This is a genomic window from Brevibacterium permense, from assembly GCF_013280495.1.
GTDB classification, from domain to species: Bacteria; Actinomycetota; Actinomycetes; order Actinomycetales; family Brevibacteriaceae; genus Brevibacterium; species Brevibacterium permense.
On record NZ_JABSSX010000004.1, the window covers coordinates 1 to 21,652 of the forward strand.

A 21,652-nucleotide genomic window follows, 5' to 3' on the forward strand; every position below is an offset into this window, starting at 1 on the left:
GACGAAGAACGCGTCGAGGTGGTCGAAAGGCACTGGTCGCATGATGGGCTCCTTCTCAAGTGCTGTCCCGACCCGACCGTGCTGGTCAGGCCGGGTGTTGCACTAGAAGATAGAAACCGCCTCAAGCGAAGTATCCGATAGCGACCTAGATTCGGGACCAGATGTCCGACGGCGACCGAGATTCGGGTTGCTGGCGACCGGCAACAGACGTTCAGCCGCAGGCTCAACCTCAGTTTCAGGCGCTGCCGCCGGCGGTGACGACTCCCCCATCGGCGGTGAGCACCTGCGCGGTGATCCAGTCGGCGTCCTCCGACGCCAGATAGGCGACGGCACCGGCAATGTCCTCAGGAGTGCCGAGGCGCTTGACCGGGTAAGCGGAGGCGACCTCCTCTTCCCTGCCTTCGTAGAGCGCGGTGGCGAACTTCGTCTTGACCACGGCCGGAGCGACGGCATTGACGCGGATGTCGGGACCGAGCTCGACGGCGAGGGTCTTTGTCAGGTGCGAGACGGCCGCCTTCGAGATTCCGTAGAAGCCGATGCCCTCGCTCGGCACCTGCCCGGCCACCGAGGAGATCGCCACCACCCGTCCCCTGTTCTCGCGGAAATTCAGGCCATTACGATGGACCGCGTCCTGCACCCAGGCCAGCGTGCCGAGGACGTTGACGTCGAAGATCTTCCGCGCGGCATCGAGTTCCATGTCGACGAGCGGGCCGTAGACCGGGTTGATTCCAGCGTTGGCCACGAGCACATCGAGGCGACCGAACTTCTCAGCGATCGTGTCGAACACCTCTGCCCTGTGAGCCGGGTCGTCGGCCTTGCCGGCGATGGCAAGCGCCGTTCCTTCGGGGAACTCGGCGACCGCCTCGCCCAGCGCTTCGGGCTTGCGCGCGGTGAGGACGACGGTGGCGCCCTCCGCGTTGAGCCGCCGAGCGATTCCGAGTCCGATTCCACGGCTGGCACCGGTGATGACGGCAACCTGTCCTTCGAAACGGCGACCGGATTTCGGTGCCGCCGAGGTGGCTGCCGACTGAGTGGCTGAGGTGCTGTCTGACATAGAAGAACTCCAGTGTTCGTGCTCTGACATGGTCATTCGGCGCTGACCTGGTGAATCACCCTGAAGCGAGCGTTCGTTCAGCGATCAGTTCTCATCGTAGGCATAGCCGTTCGAAGATGACAAGGACTACTTCATCAGGCGGAACATATCACCGCGAAAGGCCGGCACAATCGCCCCGCAGACCGGAGGCGTTCCACCCACAGGCCGGTCGCGATCGACCTGCGCTCGACCGGGCTGAACGAGAATGGACTCATGAATCATCTCGAGTTCCATCTCAACCTCGGCTCGGCCGACCAGTTCCCGCTCGCCCGGGAAGCGATCTTCTCCTGGATGCTGCAGGATCTCGCCGGCGTCGTCGTCCACCCGGCTCGCCGAGTGGCCGAAGGCCAGATCGTCAGCCTGGGACTCAACCCCGTTTGGCCGGCCTCGCCGAGGCGGCTGCGCGGTCGCGATCTGCTCGTGCCCGTGGGTTCGTGCGTCGTGACCCGGGTGATCGATGAGGCAGATCGCGCCGGATTCACCTATCGCACCCTGCCGGGTCATCTCGAGGACGGAGAGGAGACCTTCCTCGTCTCCATCGGCGCTGACGGCCGCCTCGGCGTGACCATCAGCGCCGATTCCGTCCCAGCACATCCCCTCCTCCGTGTGGGCGCTCCGGTGGCAGCGGCGGCCCAGGAGTTGATGGCCAGGCGCTATGCCGAAGGGCTGAAACGGCAGCTCCACACCGCCGGCAGCAGACGTCACGGCTGCGCCCTCGCCTCGGCCTCGGCACTGCTCGGTCGCGAGCTGAGCTTCACAGAGACCCTGGCCGGCGGTCAGCACGCACTGACCGTGGCAGTCCGGGACGGAGACGCGGAGCTCGTCGTACGCAAGTTTCCCACCGGCCACGACGCAGCGATCCGGGAGTCCGCGGTGCTCGATCGGCTGGCCCCGCTCGGCGATCTCGTCCCCCGCCCCATCGCTCACAGCGCCGACACCAACGCCCCGGTCATCGTCACGACCCGCGTGCCGGGGACCTGTCCGGATCCGGCCACGCCGCTGACCACCATCGCTCGCGAGATGGCCGCGGCATTGGTGCGCATCCACGAACTCGACGGCGCCGGTCTGCCTCAGACTCCGCAGTCCCCGCCGTCAGGAGACTCTGCCATCGCGGTTCGCGCCCAAAAGGAGTGGGCGAACCTCGACCGCGACAAAGAGGTCCTCACGCACACGGATTTCTGGGCAGGCAATGCCTTGTGGGCCGACGGGCGCCTGACCGGAGTCGTCGACTGGTCGGGCGCGAGCCGCGGACCTCGCGGAGTAGACCTCGCCTGGTGCCGTCAGGATCTCGTGCTGCTCGGCTCCGCCGAGGCGGCCGCCGTCTTTCTCGACGAGTACGAACGACTCCTCGGCCGCCGCATCCATGACATCCGCGCATGGGACGTCCAAGCAGCGGCACGTGCCCATGATCGCGTCGAGACCTGGCTGCCGAACTACCACGGGATCGGCCTCACCGACATCACCGCCGAGGATCTCCGCCACCGCCTCGACACGTGGAACGCCCAGCTCTGACCACGCCCGTCAGTCGCCCGCGTCCCCAGTCGAGCCGAACGGCGACAGCGCCCGTCGGCCATGCGTCTAGCAGCAAGCCCATACCTCTGAAGTCATGAATGCATGTACATTATTGACTGATTCGATATATGGTGGGATGGACCATATGCGCACCCTGCGTGCTCGAGACAGCGTGCTCAAAACAGGGTGCGCGAGCAGGGAGTGCCGAGTTCGACAGCACACAGCAGCGCCGCCAGCCCGACGAGAGGAAGACATTCGAGGATGAAGCAGTCGACCACTTCTGAGCACGACGACAGCGGCTCCGGACGCGATCACAATCGGTCATCTGCCCACGACCGCCTCGAAGAGTTCCTCCCCCGCGCCGGCTCGGGTCCCCTGTCGGGACAGATCGTCGTCGACTTCTCCCGCGTGCTGGCCGGACCGTACTCGACGATGATGCTCGCCGACCTCGGCGCCACCGTCATCAAGGTCGAAGGCCCCAAAGGCGATGACACCCGCCACTGGGCACCACCGGTGCGCGACGAGGATGCCACCTACTATCTGTCGATCAATCGCAACAAATACGACATCGTCCTCGACTTCACCGACCCCGATGATCTCGCCACCGCGCAGAAGCTCGCGGCCGAAGCCGATATCGTCGTCGAGAACTTCAAACCGGGCGGGCTGGCGAAGTACGAGCTCGACTACGACAGCGTCTCTGCTGCCAACCCGACGGTCATCTATGCTTCGGTGACCGGCTTCGGGCCGCAGAACCCACTGCCCGGATACGACCTCCTCATGCAGGCGCTGTCCGGTTTCATGTCTGTCACCGGCAGCCCCGACGGCTCGCCGTACCGCGCCGGCGTCGCCGTCTTCGACGTCATGACCGGTCTGCACACCACGATCGGCGTCCTCGCCGCGATCCAGCACCGCACGCTCACCGGCGACGGCCAGCTCGTCGAAACCAACCTCATGTCCTCGGCGATGTCCGGCCTGGCCAACCAGTCCGGTGCCTACGCGGCCGCAGGAGTGAATCCGACGCGGATGGGCAACGCCCACCCGAGCCTCTACCCCTACCAGCCGATGGCCGCGAAGTCCGGTGAGATCATCATCGCCGCGGCCAATGACGGCCAGTTCCGGATCCTCGCCGAGGTGGTCGGCCGCCCCGATTGGTGCGACGACGAACGATTCGCCCAGGCGAAGAACCGCAACGCCAACCGCGATGCCCTGGAGCCCGAACTTCTCGAGGCTCTCCAGGCTCACACCGCGCAAGTTTGGTTCGACAAGCTCTCGGCTGCTGGCCTGCCCTGCGCCCCGATCAACACGATCGCCGAAGGCGTCGAACATGCCAAGAGCCTCGGCTTGGAACCGGTCGTGGACACCGGCACGGGCGAACGCGTCATCCCGACGGTCCGCAACCCGATCACCCTGTCGAAGTCGCAGGTCTCCTACGACCTCGCTCCCCCAGAACTCGGAGCCGACTCCGCTCAGGTCCGCGCCTGGCTCGACAGCCTCTGAACCGACCACCACAGACGAAGGAGATCCGACAATGGACAACTCAGAACTCGACGACATCCTCACTGCCGTCCGAGAATTCGTCCGCGAGAAGGTCGTCCCCCTCGAGACCCAAGTCGAGGACGAGGACGCCTTCCCAGACGGCATCGTCAAGGAATCCGCCGAAATGGGACTCTTCGGCTGGGCCCTGCCCGAAGAATACGGCGGTCTCGGCCTCAATGCCGAACAGGACGCACTCCTGGCCATGGAGCTCGGCTACACCACCCCGTCGTTCCGGTCCCTGTTCGGCACGAACAACGGCATCGCCGGACAGGTGCTCGTCAACTACGGCACCGCTGACCAGAAGTCCGAATGGCTGCCCCGCCTGGCCTCCGGCGAGGTCGTTGCGTCCTTTGCGCTGACCGAATCCGAGGCCGGCTCCGACCCCTCGGGCCTGCGGACGAAGGCCGAACGCGTTGGCGATGACTACGTCATCAACGGCTCCAAGCGGTTCATCACCAACGCCGAGGCATCCGATGTCCTCATGGTCTTCGCCCGCACCGACCCGAACGCCACCGGCTCGAAGGGCATCTCCGTCTTCCTCGTGCCTACGAAGTCCGAAGGCGTGACCGTCGGCCCACACGATCACAAGATGGGTCAGGCCGGCGCCTGGACCTCCGAGATCTTCTTCGACGACGTGCGCGTGCCTGCCGCCAACCTCGTCGGCGGTGAGGAGGAGAAGGGCTTCTACGCGGCCATGGCCTCACTCAACAAGGGACGCCTGCACATCGCCGCGATCTGCGTCGGACAGTCGATCCGCATCCTCGACGAATCGGTCCGCTTCGCCGCCGACGCGAAACAGGGCGGAGAGCCGATCGCCCGGTTCCAGCTCGTCCAGGCGATGCTCGCCGATATCTACACCGACGTCGCCGCCGCCAAGGCCCTCGTCCTCTCGGCCGCACAGCGCTGGGACGCCGAGACCGACCGCAAGCTCGGCCCCTCCTCGGCGAAGCTCTTCGCCTCCGAAGCACTCGCCCGCATCGCCGACAAGGGCGTGCAGATCCAGGGCGGCATGGGCTACATGCGCGAGTCCGCGGTCGAACGCTTCTACCGCCACGCACGCCTCTTCCGCATCTACGAAGGCACCTCCGAGGTCCAGCGCGTCGTCGTCGCCAAGCAGCTGCTGAGTGGCGCACACAAACCGCAGTTCAACCTCTGAGAACAACCGAGCACGCACGAAAGGCATCCCATGACTGAATCCACAACCGCGAACTCCGGCATCACCGCCACCGAAACCGGCGGAGTCACCGCCATCCCCGGCCTCCTGAGCGGCAAGGTCGCCGTCGTCACCGGCGGCGGACAGGGCCTCGGCCTGGCGATGGCGCGCAGCCTCGTCGACTCCGGCGCAAAGGTCGTTCTCGCCGATATGAATGAGGAGAGTCTGCAGGCTGCTGTGGCCGAACTCGGCGGAGACGGAGTCGCCATGGGCGCGGTGTGCAACGTGTCCGACCTCGAGGCCGTCGAAAAACTCGCCGAAGCGGCCACGACCGCATTCGGCGGTATCGACATCTGGGTCAACAACGCCGGCATCACCCGCGATGCGACGATCCGGAAGATGACCGAGCAGCAGTTCGACGACGTCATCTCCGTGCACCTGCGCGGCACATGGAACGGGCTCAAGGTCGCCACCGCGCTCATGCGCGAGCAGGACCGCGGCGGCTCGATCATCAACGTGTCCTCGATCAGCGGCAAGGTCGGCAACCCCGGACAGTCGAACTACTCCGCAGCGAAGGCGGGCATCGTCGGCATGACGAAGGCCGTGGCCAAGGAGGTCGCGTTCAAGGACATACGCATCAACGCCATCCAGCCCGGCTTCATCAACACCGCCATGACCGCGGCCATGCCGCAGCACGCGATCGAATCGAAGCTCGCCGACATCCCGCTCGGTCGTCCCGGCGAACCCGAAGAGGTCGCCTCCGTGGTGCTGTTCCTCGCCTCCGGACTGTCGAGCTACCTCACCGGCACCGTCACCGAGATCTCCGGCGGTCGCCATATCTGATCGAATTCGCCCTCTGACCAGGGAGAACCTCGCCGAGACGGCCCGACGTTCCTGGCGCACCTTTGCCGAGGCGGGGCGACGTCTGCGTCGAACCTCGCCGAGGCGGCCAGACGTTCCTGTCGCACCTTTGCCGAGACGGATCACCCGATCACCGAATGACAACGGCCCGACGTCCCCGCGGGGGACGTCGGGCCGTTGTCATTCCGTATCTCCGCGTCCGACGCGGCAACGTTTCAGCCAGACGGTCGGGCCGCCTCGGCGAGGATCAGGTCTTGGCGGATCGCCGACCGGGCAGGCGGACGACGCCGAAGGCGACCATGCCGATGAGCGGCAGCAGCGGCCAGATCCAGGTGACGCCGTGGCCGTCGACCATTCCGGTGTCGGCCAGGATGGACAGGCCCGCGCAGATGCTCGCCGAGGCGGCGATCGGCATCCACATGGGAGGGGCGGGACGGTCGTCGGGGGACGGTGTTTCGAACCGGCCGAAGATCGCCACGAGCACTCCGGTGATCGCCAGCAGAACCAGTGCCCACAGCGGACGGGTGAGCCACCAGATTCCGGTCAGAGGAGTCGGCAGCAGGGCATCGGCGTCGAGGCCGATGAGTACGTTGGCCAGGGCCGTCAGTGCGGTCAGATGCCAGAGGAACCAGGTCATGATGCGCTGGTTGACGAGCACCGTGAGGAACCACAGTCCGGGGCTGCGCAGCAGTTTCGCCAGTGGGCGCTGGAGCATGAGCACGATTCCGGCCTGAGCCATACCGAGGAAGGCCATGGTCACACGGGTCGGGGCGGAATTCGAGATCGTGTCGGTGCCTGCGGTGATCATCGACACCGGATAAGGGCCGAAGCCGACGAGGAGCCCGAGCCCGGCGGCGCCGATGACGAAGAGCAGCAGGCAGCGTCTGATGCTGGAGAGTCGGCCGTCGAGCCAGGCATAGCCGAACTGATGGAAGCTCGCCCAGACGAGCAGGTAGTTCGGATAGCCGGCGAGCGTGCTCTCGGTGACAATGCTGATGAGGTCGATGATGCCGGCCAAGCCGATGCCGGCGATGATCGACCACCAGCCCCATCGCTCCCACAGGATCAGGCACGGCGGCGCGACGATGACGACGAGCAGATACGCGGCGAGGAACCAGGTCGGCACGAGTGCCATCTGGGAGGCCAGCTGGACGGAGGCGGGTTCGGCGCCGGCGGCCAGGGCGATGACGCAGGTGGCCAGCCAGACGAGCAGCAGCGGGATGAGTGGAAGCCCGAGGCGGCGCAGGCGCGCCCGCAGCCATTCGGCATAGCCGGTCTGCCGACGCCTGACCGAACGCCAGGACAGCGCGTTGGAGTAGCCGCCGACGAGGAAGAAGATCGGCATCACCTGGAACACCCAGGTCAGAGGGTGCGTCCACCTGGCCTGGTCGAGCAGTCCGTGAGGTTCGATGCCGTCGGTGGCGCTGACGGCGATGATCGTCCAGTGGCCGAGCACGACGACGGTGATCGCGGCAGCGCGCAGGAAGTCGACCTCGCGGCTGCGAGAGTCCGGGGTCGCCTCATCGACCTTGCGGGCCTGGGCCAGAAACGAGCGGGGCATGCGGGGACGTCCTTGTCGGTTGGTCGAGGAAGCAGTTGGTCGAGGGAGCGGTCGGTCGAGGGGGCGGGCAGTGCTGGCCCCGCCCATCGCCGAGGCGGTCGTCCACCTCGGCGATTCAGGCCCGGTATTTCACTTCGCCGCCGACGACGGTGAGCGCGACTCGGGTGTCGCGGATCGCCTCGGCGTGGGCGAACAGGGCTTCTTCGGAATCGTAACCGAGGAGGCCGTCGCGCTCTGCTGCGGCGACACTTGAGTGGTCAACGTTGAGCCCTACCGCCGCGCACGGGTCGGTGTCGACGACGATGAAGTCGGCGTCCATGCCCGGCGCCAGATATCCGCGCCGGTCCTCGAGCCCGGCAGCGAAGGCCGGTCCCTGAGTGTGCAGGCGGATGGCCTCGACGGCACTCAGGCGACGGTGCGGCTGGAAGGTCGTCGACGCGTCACCGGAGATGTTCGCCCTGGTCATCGCGGCATAGATCGCGGCGAAGGGGTTCGCATGCTCGACCGGACCGTCGGAGCCGAAGACCACGTGCGCCCCGGCATCGAGCAGGTCGGGCCAGGCATAGGCGGCCAGCTGCGCGGACTCGTCGATGAGGTGGAGCAGGTGCAGGTCGGAGATGCAGTGGCGCGGCTGCATCGACGCGAGCACCCCGAGCTCGGCGAACCGGGCGACGTCGGCCGGCTGGATGAACTGAGCATGTTCGACGCGGTGACGCAGGGGTCGGCCGAACTTCTCTTCTGCGGCCTTCGTCGTCTCCCGCAGGCGGTCGTAGACAGTGAGCACATGGTGGTTCGCCTGATCGCCGATGGCGTGGATGGCCACGGAGATTCCCGCCTCGGTGGCGATGTTTGCCTGGTCGAAGAGTTCGTCTTCCGTCATCTGCACGACACCGAAGTTCTCGTCCTCACCGTCGACCGCGGGAAACGCTGAGGACATGTGCGAGGTATGCGAGCCGAGCGCCCCGTCCGAGAACAGCTTCAGCCCGCCGCACTGCAGCCAATCATCCCCGTCACCGGTGTGCCAGGCGGTTTCGATCGCCCACGGCACTTCGGGTGACCGCAGGAACAGGGTCACGCGCATGTCCTGGCGACCGGCCGCGTGCAGGTCGTTCCAGCCCAAGGTCGAGGCGATGCCGTCGAAGTCATGGATCCCGGTCAGTCCCTGTGACAGGAAGAGCTCCTGGGTGGTGGCGAGGCGTTCGACCTGGTCCTCGCGACTGGGTTCGGGGATGAAGCGGGCGACGAGATCGGTGGCGTCTTCGCGCACCAGACCGGTGAGCTGCCCGTCTTCGTCGCGGACGAAGCTGCCGCCCGAAGGGTCGGGGGTCGCCTCGTCGATGCCGGCGATCTCGAGAGCGTGGGCGTTGACCCACAAGGTGTGCAGATCAAGTGACCACATCGCCACCGGGTGGTCGGGGACCTCGGCGTCGAGGAGTTCCCGGTCAGGGTAGCTCGGGTCCTCCCACTTGTTGAGGTCCCATCCGGAGCCGACCACCCAGGTGCCCACCGGAAGGGAATCGGCGCGTTCACGGATGGCGGCGACCGCCTCGGGCAGCGACTTCGCCTGGGACAGATCGAGGTCGGTCAGGGAGTCGGCGTAGAGGATCGAGTGGATGTGTCCGTCGACGAATCCGGGCAGAATGACCTGCCCGCTGCAGTCGATCTCATCGATCTCGAGGCCGGGGATGACCGTGGTGGCACCGACCCCACCCGCCGAGGCGAGCGCCGCCGTCGTCGACGATTCCGCGGCGGCGATGTCGAGAAGTTCGGTCCGGGTGCCGATGGCCACGATGGTCTCCCCATCAACGAGGATCGCATCGGGTGCGGTGCCCGGTTCGGTCGAATCGTCCGCGGCGACAGTGTCGGCGATTCCGTCACTGTCGGGGTGATCGGAGGGCGCGAAGGTACGCACGACGGCGTTGGAGAACAGACGCATGATCACCAGTTTAGAGCGGGCCCGGCGGAGAGTTCGGATGGGCGTGGAGCGGGCGCGGCGAAGTCGCTGAGTGGGCCGATCACCACCCCTTCTTGCTACCTGACGGCGGCCCAGATACCTCGCGCGAGGTTGCTGCGCCGCCGTCAGGTAGTAATTGGTGGGCGGAGGTGGGGGCGCAGCCGGCCTTTTCTACGAGGCGTAGAATCGAAGGCATGACTCACTTCTTCAGCACCGATGACTCGCGGCTGGCGGCGAGCGCTCGGGTCATCTTGCCCGCCGTCTGGCTCGGGCTCATCATCGGCATCTCGCTCATCGAGGCGCCGCTGAAGTTCACAGCCCCCGGCATCACGATCCCGCTGGGGCTGGGCATCGGTCGCCTGGTGTTCGGAGTGATGAACTGGGTCGAGCTCGTCATCGCCGTGATCCTGCTGTGGGCACTGCTGAAGTCGGGTGTCGATCGTGTCTACCGCAGTGTGGCCTGCGGGCTCATCGGAGTGCTCATCATCAAGGTCATCGTCATTCGGCCGCTGCTCAATCAGCGCACGGACGCGGTTCTCGCGGGAGTCGATGACGGTGGTTCGTCCCTGCATCTGCTCTACATCGCTGCCGACGGACTGCTCATCGTGGGATTGGTTGCCGCACTCGTGCTAGCAGCGCGCCGTTGGGTGACCATCCGGTCGGCCGTCGAGGCAGACGACAGGCAGAGGAGGCCGCCGGGTCTGCTCAGACGGAAAGCGCAGCCGCCTTCCGCGTCCTCACTTGGTTGAGGAAGGCCGCGAAAAGGATCCGGCGGTCACGAACATCAGCGCCATTCTCTTTGGGTGGCCGCTGGAGGCCGACGCAGGAATTGGCACTGAACGGCGCCCTCGCCGAGCGCCGAGGCGTGGCCACTCAGCGGCCTCCTCGGCGAACAATCGCCTTTTGATCAGATCATCGGGATAAAACTCGATGCACCACACAAAACTCGATACCCAACTGCACAAAACCCGATGACTAGCGGCATAAAAGTCGATGCAAGAGCTCTACATCATTCGTCCGGACTCCCGACCATCTGCTTCAGCTCCGGCACTTGCGTGAATATCTTGTCCCGAAAGTCGTTGAGTCTGAGCACGTCATCGAAACTCAGATGGATGACTTTGTAGCCCAAACTGAGAAGCCGGTTGTGCTGTTCGCCTTCTCTCCGGATCAGCGAGGGCCCCACCAGAGCGTATTTCTCAGTTCCGTCGACCGCGAGAATCGTTCGCGCCTGTTCGTTGAGAAAATCCACTCGCGCTATGAAGCCCTTGTTGTCTCGGACTTCGATCTGCTGTTCGAACCCCGTCAGATTCAATGCGATGAGGTGGAATCGGCAGTTGCTCTCAGCAGGACTCTCCGAGAACGGATCGATCGCCTCAACCATCCGCTGCGCGGTGACCTGGCCCGACCGCATGCGAGCAACCGCAGGGTAGAACGCCGTCGCGACAATTCGACGTGCCTCGGCCTGAAACTTCTCCGTATACCCGAACCTCGGATTGAAGCCAGGGAAATGAGCTGCCGTAGTCTGACGCAGCACCCATTCCATTGCCGCAAAAGCTTCGCGTTGTCCCGAAATCCGAATGAGGTCCAAGGCCGTCCTGCCGCCGAGGTGGCCGTTAGATGACCGAATCGCACCTGATCCTCTGCGGGGACCTCTCCCCGCACACGGATGATCTCCTTCGTGTGCGAATTGCTCCTCGGGTGTCTGACCGTGATCGCTTTCGATTCATCCTTGTACAGAGGGATTCCGTGCAGGACCGCTGCCGACTTGCCAACGATCACATCCTCTGGTCGATACCAGCGATAGTTGCGAATACGAAGTGCACGGAGCTGGGTCTGGTACCGGAAATCTTGCTTCAAGTCGGATGGAGATCTGTCGACATGGAAGCTGATCCAGTCGACGTCGCCGATAAATGCCGCAATTCGGCTGTGCTCTTTCATCCGGCACTCTCGGATCACCGAGTACACTCCGCGGCAGAGACGAATCAGACAACAGCCCAGCGCACTCTTGATCGTTTTGGAGGAGATGCCCGCGGCACTGAATTCTTCGCGATAGATCGTATTCTTCATCTGGCGAGTATCGGTATCAGCACACATCCGCAAAAACCCCTGGCGCCGGGGTTGTGGACGACGCTTCGTCGTCCACAAGTCAACGACGGTCGAGTCGAGGTCTTCTCCACAGGCCGCTGATGGAACGTCTCCGGACAAGAATTTCTGAGCTCACGCAGCTGCTGAGCACCGCTGAGGTGGGTTCGCCCATTGGAATCGAAGTTCGCACCGACTGTCTGGATTCTCGCAAGTCGCTGAACGAGTAGGTCTTCCACAGCGTCTGGTGTGCGGGTGAGAACTCAGTCCACGTGACCGCTAGTTCAGTAATCGCCTTTTGCGCCATCAGTAATCGACTTTCGTCCGAACCGTCATCGCCTTCTGGTCGAAGCATCGGGTTCGAACTCGATGCATCGATCAAAAGGCGATGAGCGCCCGAAAGTCGCATCAAGAGGCGATGAACGCGCAATCGCGGCGTCGACCAACGTTCTTTGGCCGCAGAAGGCCTGCTTCTACCGCGCCCGGTCGCAGCGACCACCCTCGCCGGGGCAGGGCACCGGCCGTTCGCAGCCGCCGGCCACCCCGGCCTCCGCACGGGCAGACCTCACCCACGGACAGCCGTCCCCGCCGCCAGCAGATAAGCAGCACACAGCCAGAAGCCTCAGAAGTACACCGCCAAGGGGCCGCGGGGGCCGTCGATGACGTCGACGGGAGTGTCGAACACCCTGGACAGCACTTCGCCGGTCATGATCTCCTCGGGCGCACCGAATTCGATGACGGCGCCGTCTTTGACCGCGCAGATGTGGTCGGCGTAGTGACCGGCGAAGTTGATGTCGTGGAGGACGATGACGATGGTCCTCCCCATCTCGACGGCGGCCCGGCGCAGGTGCTGCATCATCTGCACCGACCGCTTCATATCGAGGTTGTTCAGCGGCTCGTCGAGCAGCACGTAGTCGGTGTCCTGTGCCAACACCATCGCCACGTAGGCGCGCTGCCGCTGCCCACCGGAGAGCTCGTCGATGAACCGATTCTCCAGCTCACCGAGCTCGAGGAAGTCGATCGCCTGCGAGATCACTTCCTCATCGGCGGTCGTCAGTCGCCCCTTCGAATGCGGGAAGCGACCGAAGCCGACGAGCTGGCGGATCGTCAGCCGAGTGATGAAGTGATTCTCCTGCCGCAGGATGGACACGATCTTCGCGAGATCCTTCGACTTCGTCGAGCTGACGTCATAGCCGGCTACCGAGATCGCGCCGGAATCCATCCCGAACAGCCGCCCGATCATCGTCAGCAGCGTCGACTTCCCGGCGCCGTTCGGCCCGACCAGGGCGGTGACTCCCCCAGCCGGGATCTGCAGATCGACGGGCCCGATCGAGACTTCGTCGTCGTAGGATTTGCGGACCGATTCGAGCGTGATCACAGGCGCCCCTTTCTCAGGATGACGAGCAGGAAGGCGCCGCCGCCGACGATCTCGATGATGATCGACACGACCCCCTCGGCGTAGAAGATGTTCTTCATGACGAAGTACGCCCCACCCAGCACTACGAAGCCGAGGAGCGCGGCCATAGGGAAGAGTCGTTTGTGGTCATAGGTGTCGGCAAACTGGTAGGCGAGCATCGCGACGAGGAACCCGAGGAAGACCATCGGTCCGATCATCGATACGGACACCGCCATGAGGATGGAGACGAAGAAGAGGACTCTGATGAGCTCGCCCTTGTAGTTGAGCCCCAGGTTGCTCGTCATGTCCCGGCCCAGCGCCATCACATTCAGGCGTGAGGAACAGAGATAGAGCCCGAGGCAGGCCAGCACGCACAGCGGGATCGACACCGGCAGATAGCTCGAATCCGCGTTCGAGATCGACCCGAACAGGCGGGCCGAGAGGACGTCGAACTCGCTCGGGGTCAGCGTCCGCTGCATAAATGTCGCCACCGATCCGAGGCCGCCGCCGATGACCACGCCGATGAGCAGCATGAGCGCCACCGAGGAATGCCGTCCGGACAGCAGCCACCCGTAGAGCGCCAGCGACAGCCCGACCATGAGCACGAGTTGAACGACGAAGGGCACGAGTCCTTTGAGTTCGACGATCGCCGTGACCCCGAAGAAGTACATCGCCGAGGTCTGGATCGCCACGTAGAGGGATTCGAATCCCATGATCGAGGGCGTGATGATCCGGTTGTTCGTCACCGTCTGGAAGGCGACCGTGCCGAACGACTGGCACAGCGCCACCATGGCGATGACGACGAGGTTCGTCAGCCGCAGCTCCGCGATCAGCCAGAACCCCGGGTCCGTGATCGGCATCGGATTGTCCCAGGCCAGGATGCCCAGGGCGATCCCCGCCGAGGCGACCGAGAGAACGATGATCATCGTCCAGTAGCGACGCGCCGACTTCGCCGTCGGAAGCGGACCCGACGACCTGCGGACAGAGGCAGACCCGCGCCGAGGCAGACCACCGTCCCGTACGCCTGCACCGGAGCGATCTCCGCCGGCTTCGTTCGCGGAGCTCAGACGATCCCCACCGGGAGCGTCTGTGACCGCGGTCGGGTCGACCGCCTCGGTGCCGGTGCCAGCCGGGGATTCGTCCTTCGCGCGCATCGGAACTCACCCGACCTTTCGCTGACGCAGGAGCAGGGCGACGAACACGGCCGCCCCCACGACACCGAGAATGAGGGAGACGGGCACTTCGAAGGGCATGACGATGATCCTGCCGATGAGGTCGCAGATGGTGACGATCGCGATGCCGAGCAGGCACACCCACGGCAGGTTCGAGCGCAGGTCGTCGCCGCGGATGAGCGAGACGATGTTCGGCACGATGAGGCCGAGGAACGGCAGGTTGCCGACGACGACGGTGACCACTCCGGTCGCAATCGCCACGAACACGGTGCCCAGCAGCAGGATCTGGTTGTAGTTGAGACCGACGTTGGTGGCGATCTCCTTGCCGAGCCCTGCCACGGTGAAGCGGTCGGCGAGGATGAAGATGGCGACGACGACTGCCGCGACGATCCACAGGGTCTCGTACTGGCCGCGCAGGATCGACGTGAAGCTGCCGGCGAACCAGATGCCCAGCGACTGCAGCATATCCGTCTGCACCGCGATGAATGTCGAGACGGCGCCGACGACGGCGCCGAGCATGATGCCGACGATCGGCACGATGAGCGAGGACTTAAGAGAGACGCGGCGCAGGAAGACGAAGAAGACGAGGGTGCCGACGAACGCGGCGATGATCGCGCCGACCATTCGCGCGACGATCGAGGCATCGGGATAGACGATGACGGTGAGCATGAGGCCGAGCCCGGCCCATTCGGTGGTGCCGGTCGTCGTCGGCTCGACGAAGCGGTTCTGGGTCAGCAGCTGCATGACCAATCCGCACATCGCCATGGCGGCGCCGGCCAGGACGAGAGCGATCGTGCGCGGGATCCGCGTGATCTGGAACATCTCGGCCCCGCCGTCACCGCCGAAGATATCGTAGACCCCGGTGAGCAGCGAGAGCGCGAGGAGCATGGCGACCCCGACGATGCCCAACAGCAGGGGCCATCCGAACAGCGGTGCCTTCGCCGAGGCGGCCCCACGTGCGGACGAGACTGCCGTCCCGCTGGGGGACGGATCGACCGTACCCTGCGGTGACTCAGCCGTCCGGTTGCGTCGGGCTTCGTTCCGACGTCGGGCCGCCTCGGCGAGGTTCATCACTTCTGAGCTTCGAGCTTGTCGGCGAAGTCGTTGAAGAACTCGGTGTACGTCTGGATGCCTTCGTTGAGGTAAGTGTCCTCAGGGAAGTAGACGATCTTGTCGTCCTTGATCGCAGGAACGTCCTTGAGCGCTTCGGAGTCTTCGAGGACTTCGGCGGCCGGGGCCGAACCTTCGTCGCGTTCTTCAGGCGCGAAGGAGGCGTCGCGATCGAGGACGATCATGAGGTCGGGGTTCGACTTCGCGATGGCTTCGACGGAGACGTCGTCGCCCTGGTGGTCTTCGCTGCCCTCTTCCACCTCGAGGGCCGGGTCGAGGTCGAGGATGTCGAAGACAGGGCCGACGGTGCGGCCGACCGACGGTGCGGCATAGCCGATGTCGCCGGCCGAGGTGATCAGGCCCATGGCCTTGTCGCTGTCGTCGTAGGCGGCCTTCGCGCGTTCGATGGAGGCGTCGAAGTCGTCGACGAGCGTCTTCGCTTCATCCTGCTTTCCGAAGACCTCGCCGAGGACCTCGGTCTGACGGCGCAGCTCGGCGTCGAAGTCCTCTTCGTCGCGGGGATCGAGCTCGAGCACGGTTGCTTCGGGGGCCAGCTTGGCCAGGTCGTCATGGAACTGGGCGAATCGCTGACCGTTGACGATGAGATCGGGCCCCGCCTCGACGACCTTCTCGAGGTCGGGTTCGCGGTGGCTGCCGAGGTCGAGGATGGAATCATCCTGCGCGTAGTCGAGGTCGTCGCTCATCAGGGAAACGGCGCCGCCGCTGAGTTCGATGCCCCAGTCGCTGAGCGTCTGGAACGTGCGGTTGTCGGTTGCCACGACCGACTTCGGCGGGGAGGCGACGGCCTGCTTGCCGTTGTTGTCCTCGACCTCAATCGTGGATCCGGAGCCATCGGCCTGAGCCGAGTCGGAGTCTGCCGATCCGCAGCCGGCCAGAGTGAGAGCGACAACGCCTGCCAGGGCGCTCAGTTGAAGGCGAGTCGAAACCATGGGGTCCCACTTTCAGGAATGAACGTATGAGAAAAGCGTGTGCACACACCGAAAGTAAGCTTAGCCTATGCTTCAAAAATATAGTCAAAGAAGTATGACGTTATCTGCATCACATCTGAAGTGGGGTGGGACGGTTGGTCGGGTGGCCGTGCGGTGGACCCCCGGATCAGATGGCGGCGATGAGGCGATCGACCTCTTCCTGAGTATCAGCGGCGGCAGTCGGCCCGCCGGATCCTCCGCGACTGACCTTGAGTCCGGCCTCTTCGACGATGACGGCCCCACCGGCGTAGTCGTAGATGCCCAGCCCGCGTTCGGCGTAGCCGTTGACCCGACCTTCGGCGACCATGCACAGGTCGAGTGCCGCCGATCCGCAGCGGCGGATATCGTCATAGCCGGTCATGAGGTCGTCGAGCTTGGCCAGCTGGGATCCGCGGTTACTCAGCGCATAGGCGAATCCCGTGGCCAGGAGCCTGCCGGACAGCCCGGGCGGTGTCCCGCGCAGTCGCCGCGCCGGAATGGCGGAGTCGGCTTCGCGCTGGCCGGCCTCGCCATGGTCGGCCAAGCGGCCGTCGATCCGAAAGGCCCCCCGACCGGCAGCCGCCAGCCAGGTGGCATCCAATCCCGGCGAGGCGACGAGTCCGATCTGCCAGTCGCCGATACCGAGGCCGGCATCTGCCTCATCTGCGACCGCGCAGACACCGACGGAGAACGCGTGGTGTTCGATGTTGCGGACATAGTTGACGGTGCCGTCGATCGGATCGACATGCCATTCCAGACGCGGGCCGTCGTCAGCGGTCTCGTTGAGTGCACCGGCCCCCGGATCGAAGGCGTGGAGTTTGAACAGGAAGTCCGCCGGGAAGAATTCGACCGGGTCGAGGGCTTCCGAACCCTCTTCGCCGACCATGAGGTCATGGGGCCTGACTCGATTGAGGTAGCCGCGCACAAGCGCTTCGATCTGCGCGTCGGCGCGAGTGACGAGGTCATTCGGCGAGGTCTTCGTGTCGACGACACTGGCGTCGAGACTCGCGCCGAGCAGCGGCCTCCAGGCGAGCATCTGCTCCCACGCCATGAGTGAGAGATCGGAAGCGATACGGATCAGGGAGTGGTCGACGATCTCAGCGGGCAGCGATTCGAGCTCGGAATTCATACGGCCACTCTAGACAACCCTCTCCGCTTCTCGCCTGAGTGTCCGCAGCCATCCGGGAACCGCCCAGGTCCGCGTCGTGTGTAACAAGACTGCAATACACCGGCGAATATGTACTTCTTGTATCTAAGCCGCTCCAGGAGGTCAGGAACTCCGATTGCACGGCCTTTCCACCGCACTGGAAACGCACCTGAGGTTGTCGGCAGGGCACTTCCGCAGCAGACATTTCACAAACAGTCGAAGCGTCGAATCCTGAAGCGATTTCCGCGCGCCGAGCAGAATTTCCCTGAAGGATTTCTTCGCTCATCAGCCCCCTTGTCTCCGTTCGGGGAATTCCTGCCTCGGGCGCCGCGAAGATTCGGTCACGGAATCGTCAGAAAACGTCCATGAATCGCACAAGGGCGGTGATCCATATCGAGTATGGATCACCGCCCTGGTATCTGCGCGGGAAGTGCGAGCACAGAGAGGACCGGCAAGTGTCGTTCTGCCCCTGTGTTCTCTGGGATCAGGCGGGGTCGGCGACTCCGGCCTTCGGCTCGTTGCGCTTGACCGGTCCGTGCCTGCGCACGATCTCCTGAACGGCCTGCGAGGAGGTGCCTGCCGCCTCGGCGATCGCGCCGAAGGTCGCGCCTTCTTCGCGGGCGCGCAGAATCGCCATCACATAGTCGGTGTTGATTTTCAATCGCTGCCGCGCGACCTTTCGGACCGCCCCGACTAATGCAGCTTGGTCGACTGTCAATTCACGAGCTCGACGAGACATGGTTTCTTCCCTTGCATTCATGTAGTGGCCCGTTGCCACGAATTGGTGTAGTCCCATTAGATACCACGAGTATGTCAAGACGCCAAGAATTCCCGGATATAGGAACTCAGGCTACTGAGTAGCACCGTTCTGAGCACGTGAGATAACGAACGCATAACGTTCCCTGGGGCGGAACGATGACTCTCACTCGCCACTCCCCGCCGTGGAACGTATCGATGTTCCAGCAACCCAAGTGGCACAATGCGGACATGACGACTATGGCCCATCCCACCGGAGCGAATCGGGCGACCGTCGACGAAGACGAGTCCCAGACAGCGCTTCCCACCGCACTCGCCGAGCAGTTCCGCGCCGCGGGCATCCGTGATTTCAGCATCGATGACACCGACCGCGCCGCGTACTCCTCAGACGCTTCGCTCTTCCGGCTCGTCCCTGCCGCCATCGTCTTCCCTCACGACGAAGACGAAGTGACGCGGGTCCTCTCCGTTGCCCGCCGCCTCGGTGTGCCGATCACCAGCAGGGGCGCCGGCACCTCGATCGCCGGCAATGCCATCGGCCGCGGCATCGTCCTCGACTTCTCTCTCCATATGAATGCGGTCCTCGACCTCGACCCTGACGAGCAGTCGGCCTGGGTGCAGCCCGGCTGCGTCCATGCCCATCTGCAGAGACAGGCCAAACCGCACGGCCTGCGGTTCGGCCCGGACCCGTCCACGCACACCCGCTGCACGATCGGCGGGATGATCGGCAACAATGCCTGCGGACCGCGGGCTTTGGGCTACGGCCGCACGGGCGACAACATCCTGGCATTGAAGATCATGCTCATCGACGGCACCGTCGTCACCCTCGATGACTCGGATGCTTCCACGACGTTCCCACGGCTGCATGAACTCGTGGCACAGAACCTCGGCACCATCCGCACGAACTTCGGCACGTTCTCCCGCCAGGTCTCCGGGTATGGGCTCGAGTCCCTCCTCCCGGAGAACGGCTTCGACGTCCGCCGCGCCTTCGCCGGCACCGAGGGCACCTGGGGCGTCATCCTCGCGGCGAAGATGCGCCTGGTCAAAGATCCGACCTTCACCTCGGCGGTCGTCCTCGGCTACGCGGACATGGTCGCCGCCGCCCACGATGCGCCGCTGCTGAAGGATTTCCCCGTCGCCGCCTGCGAGGGTCTCGACTCGCGCATGCTCGACCGGGTCATCGACACCAAGGGCGCCGAGGCGGTCCCTCCTCTGCCGGAAGGTGGGGGCTGGCTCGTCGTCGAGCTCACCGGCGAGGACGAGTCCGAGCTCGAGGCCGCGACGCAGCGCCTCATCTCCGAGTCGAAGTCACTCGACTCCGCGGTCCTCGACGCCCAGGCGGCCGCCGAGGTGTGGGCGATCCGCGCCGATGGCGCCGGCCTGGTCTCACGCACACCCGATGGTCGCGACGCCCACGCGGGGTGGGAGGATTCGGCGGTTCCGGTGGACCACCTCGGCGATTATCTGCACGACCTTATGGAGCTGCTCGAGGAGCACGGACTGTGGGCCATTCCCTATGGGCACTTCGGTGACGGCTGCCTGCACATGCGCGTGGACTTCCCGCTCGAGGATCCGAACGGCGGGCAGGTGATGCGCGATTTCATGGTCGCGGCCACGAAGCTCGTCGCCCGCTACGGCGGGTCGGTCTCCGGGGAGCACGGGGACGGTCGAGCGCGCTCCGAACTGCTGCGGCTCATGTACGCCCCGGCAGCGCTCGATCTGTTCGCCCAGGTCAAACGCCTCTTCGATCCTCAGCATCTGCTCAATCCGGGTGTCATCGTCGACCCCGACGCTCTCGACGAATCGATCCGCCTGACTCAGCTGCCGCTTCGCCAGGAGCTGCCCGGCACTCTGGCGATGGCCTATGAAGGCGAATCCGCCGGTTTCGCCTCGGCGGTGCACCGGTGCACCGGGGTCGGCAAGTGCCGTGCGGATTCAGCGGCCGGCGGCGGCATCATGTGCCCGTCGTATCAGGCCACCCGGGACGAGCGGCATTCGACTCGCGGACGCGCACGCGTGCTCCAGGAGATGGTGGCCGGGGATCTGCTCGAGCCTCGCTGGGACTCCCCCGAGGTGCACGAGGCCCTCGACCTGTGCCTGTCGTGCAAGGCCTGCGGGACGGAGTGCCCGACCGGCACGGACATGTCCACGTACAAGGCCGAGGTCCTGCACCAGACCTATCAGGGACGGCTGCGGCCGATGAAGCACTATTCGCTCGGGTTCCTTCCGCAGCTCGCCCGCCTGGTCACCCCGCTCGCGCCGGTCGTCAACCGGGTGTCGGGGCTGCCGGGGCTGACGACCCTGGCGAAGAAGATGGCCGGCATCGACGTTCGTCGCTCGATCCCGCAGTTCGCGTGTACGACGTTCAGGAAATGGTGGACCACCACCGCCGAGGCGCCACCGCGGTCGCGTACGAACGCCGAGTCTCGCTCGAACGCTGAGTACCGCTCGAACGCTGAGTACCCGGCCAAGGCGTCGTCACCGGCCTCGGATTCGCTGCGGCCGAACGCTGAGGTCGTGCTGTTCGCCGACTCCTGGTCGAACCATTTCGCTCCGCGCATCCTCGCCGCGGCCGTCGCCGTGCTCGAGCAGGCCCGTGTGCGTGTGCGGGTGGTCGATCAGACCGTGTGCTGCGGGCTGCCGCTCATCTCCACCGGTCAGCTCGATGCCGCGAAGGCGAATCTCTCGGAGACGATCACGGCTCTCGATGCCACCGGGGATGTGCCGATCATCGGCGTCGAGCCTTCGTGCTTGGCGACGCTCAAGGATGATTCGCTCAAACTCGTCGCCGATGAGGCCTCGCACCGAGTAGCTGACCGGGTGCAGACTCTCGCCCAGTATCTGCTGAGCATCGGCGCCGAACTGCCGGACCTGTCCGGGATCGAAGCGCTCGTGCAGCCGCATTGTCACCAGTCGGCGATCTTCGGCAACGCGGCAGATAAGGAGCTGTTGGCCAGGGCCGGAGCGGATACGGAGTTCCTCGGCGGGTGCTGCGGTCTGGCCGGGAACTTCGGCGTCGAAGACGGCCATTTCGAAACCTCGGTCGCCGTCGCCGAGGTGGCACTGCTGCCGGCGCTGCGCAACCGGGGACGGGCCGCCGGCGTAGGGTCTCGGACTGGTTCAGGAGTCGATGCTTCGCCGACCGGTGCGACAGGGTCCGGCGCAGATGTGTCGCCGAATCGTGCGACGAGTTCAGGTGCAGGCGCCCGGTTGCAGGTCGTTCTTGCCGACGGGTATTCGTGCCGCACGCAGATCACGGATCTCAGTGACGCCGAGGGCGTGTCGTTGGCCGAGCTCCTCGCCTGGGGATGGGGGCTTCAACCGCGGCGATGATCCCGAGGTCAGGGCCGCCTC

Annotated in this window: 17 protein-coding genes; 7 read left to right on the forward strand and 10 right to left on the reverse strand. The window is 65.0% G+C overall.

Annotated elements, in window-relative coordinates:
• Positions 1–235: 235 nt before the first annotated feature.
• Positions 236–1,054 (reverse strand): SDR family oxidoreductase, encoded by an 819-nt coding sequence (locus HK353_RS07075; protein WP_173154471.1) that lies wholly within the window; start codon positions 1,052–1,054, stop codon positions 236–238.
• 252 nt (positions 1,055–1,306) lie between these two features.
• Between HK353_RS07075 and HK353_RS07080 the strand changes: the two genes are divergently transcribed.
• The 4 genes from HK353_RS07080 to fabG all read left to right on the forward strand — a co-directional run bounded on the left by HK353_RS07080 (position 1,307) and on the right by fabG (position 6,137).
• Positions 1,307–2,605: a DUF1990 family protein gene (locus tag HK353_RS07080; RefSeq protein WP_173154474.1), complete on the forward strand. Its 1,299-nt coding sequence runs from the start codon at positions 1,307–1,309 to the stop codon at positions 2,603–2,605.
• 261 nt (positions 2,606–2,866) lie between these two features.
• Positions 2,867–4,102: a CaiB/BaiF CoA transferase family protein gene (locus HK353_RS07085; protein ID WP_173154477.1), complete on the forward strand. Its 1,236-nt coding sequence runs from the start codon at positions 2,867–2,869 to the stop codon at positions 4,100–4,102.
• A gap of 31 nt (positions 4,103–4,133) precedes the next feature.
• Positions 4,134–5,297: an acyl-CoA dehydrogenase family protein gene (locus HK353_RS07090; protein WP_173154480.1), complete on the forward strand. Its 1,164-nt coding sequence runs from the start codon at positions 4,134–4,136 to the stop codon at positions 5,295–5,297.
• A 30-nt stretch (positions 5,298–5,327) separates the two neighbouring features.
• On the forward strand, positions 5,328–6,137 hold the full coding sequence (gene fabG / locus HK353_RS07095) for a 3-oxoacyl-ACP reductase FabG (RefSeq protein WP_173154482.1): 810 nt from the start codon (positions 5,328–5,330) through the stop codon (positions 6,135–6,137).
• Between the two features lie 265 nt (positions 6,138–6,402).
• Here fabG and HK353_RS07100 read toward each other — a convergent pair whose 3' ends face one another.
• Positions 6,403–7,716, reverse strand: a complete 1,314-nt coding sequence (locus HK353_RS07100) for an acyltransferase family protein (RefSeq protein ID WP_173154486.1) — start codon at positions 7,714–7,716, stop codon at positions 6,403–6,405.
• Between the two features lie 115 nt (positions 7,717–7,831).
• The gene (locus tag HK353_RS07105; protein ID WP_173154488.1) at positions 7,832–9,652 is read right to left on the reverse strand and encodes an amidohydrolase; all 1,821 of its coding nucleotides are present in this window, start codon (positions 9,650–9,652) and stop codon (positions 7,832–7,834) included.
• 212 nt (positions 9,653–9,864) lie between these two features.
• Here HK353_RS07105 and HK353_RS07110 point away from each other — a divergent pair, with 212 nt between their 5' ends.
• The gene (locus HK353_RS07110) at positions 9,865–10,419 is read left to right on the forward strand and encodes a hypothetical protein (RefSeq protein ID WP_245395854.1); all 555 of its coding nucleotides are present in this window, start codon (positions 9,865–9,867) and stop codon (positions 10,417–10,419) included.
• Between the two features lie 260 nt (positions 10,420–10,679).
• Here HK353_RS07110 and HK353_RS07115 read toward each other — a convergent pair whose 3' ends face one another.
• Positions 10,680–11,258, reverse strand: coding sequence for a hypothetical protein (locus HK353_RS07115; RefSeq protein WP_173154491.1), 579 nt, complete (start codon positions 11,256–11,258; stop codon positions 10,680–10,682).
• Between the two features lie 290 nt (positions 11,259–11,548).
• Between HK353_RS07115 and HK353_RS07120 the strand changes: the two genes are divergently transcribed.
• On the forward strand, positions 11,549–11,857 hold the full coding sequence (locus HK353_RS07120) for a hypothetical protein (RefSeq protein ID WP_173154494.1): 309 nt from the start codon (positions 11,549–11,551) through the stop codon (positions 11,855–11,857).
• A 517-nt stretch (positions 11,858–12,374) separates the two neighbouring features.
• Here the strand turns inward: HK353_RS07120 and HK353_RS07125 are convergent.
• The 6 genes from HK353_RS07125 to HK353_RS07150 form a co-directional block, all read right to left on the reverse strand.
• Entirely contained in the window at positions 12,375–13,130 is a 756-nt protein-coding gene (locus HK353_RS07125) for an ATP-binding cassette domain-containing protein (protein WP_173154510.1), read from the reverse strand.
• Positions 13,127–14,302, reverse strand: a complete 1,176-nt coding sequence (locus tag HK353_RS07130; protein ID WP_173154513.1) for an iron chelate uptake ABC transporter family permease subunit — start codon at positions 14,300–14,302, stop codon at positions 13,127–13,129. Before HK353_RS07130 ends, HK353_RS07125 begins: the two co-directional genes overlap by 4 nt.
• Positions 14,303–14,308: 6 nt before the next feature.
• Entirely contained in the window at positions 14,309–15,208 is a 900-nt protein-coding gene (locus HK353_RS07135) for an ABC transporter permease (RefSeq protein ID WP_425350542.1), read from the reverse strand.
• Between the two features lie 182 nt (positions 15,209–15,390).
• A complete protein-coding gene (locus HK353_RS07140; protein WP_173154518.1) occupies positions 15,391–16,380 on the reverse strand; it encodes a siderophore ABC transporter substrate-binding protein in 990 nt (329 codons plus the stop codon).
• Positions 16,381–16,546: 166 nt separating this feature from the next.
• On the reverse strand, positions 16,547–17,527 hold the full coding sequence (locus tag HK353_RS07145; protein ID WP_173154521.1) for an inositol monophosphatase family protein: 981 nt from the start codon (positions 17,525–17,527) through the stop codon (positions 16,547–16,549).
• 502 nt (positions 17,528–18,029) lie between these two features.
• A complete protein-coding gene (locus HK353_RS07150) occupies positions 18,030–18,206 on the reverse strand; it encodes a hypothetical protein (RefSeq protein ID WP_173154468.1) in 177 nt (58 codons plus the stop codon).
• Positions 18,207–18,541: 335 nt separating this feature from the next.
• Here HK353_RS07150 and HK353_RS07155 point away from each other — a divergent pair, with 335 nt between their 5' ends.
• The gene (locus HK353_RS07155; protein WP_173155208.1) at positions 18,542–21,631 is read left to right on the forward strand and encodes an FAD-binding and (Fe-S)-binding domain-containing protein; all 3,090 of its coding nucleotides are present in this window, start codon (positions 18,542–18,544) and stop codon (positions 21,629–21,631) included.
• Positions 21,632–21,652 lie beyond the last annotated feature (21 nt).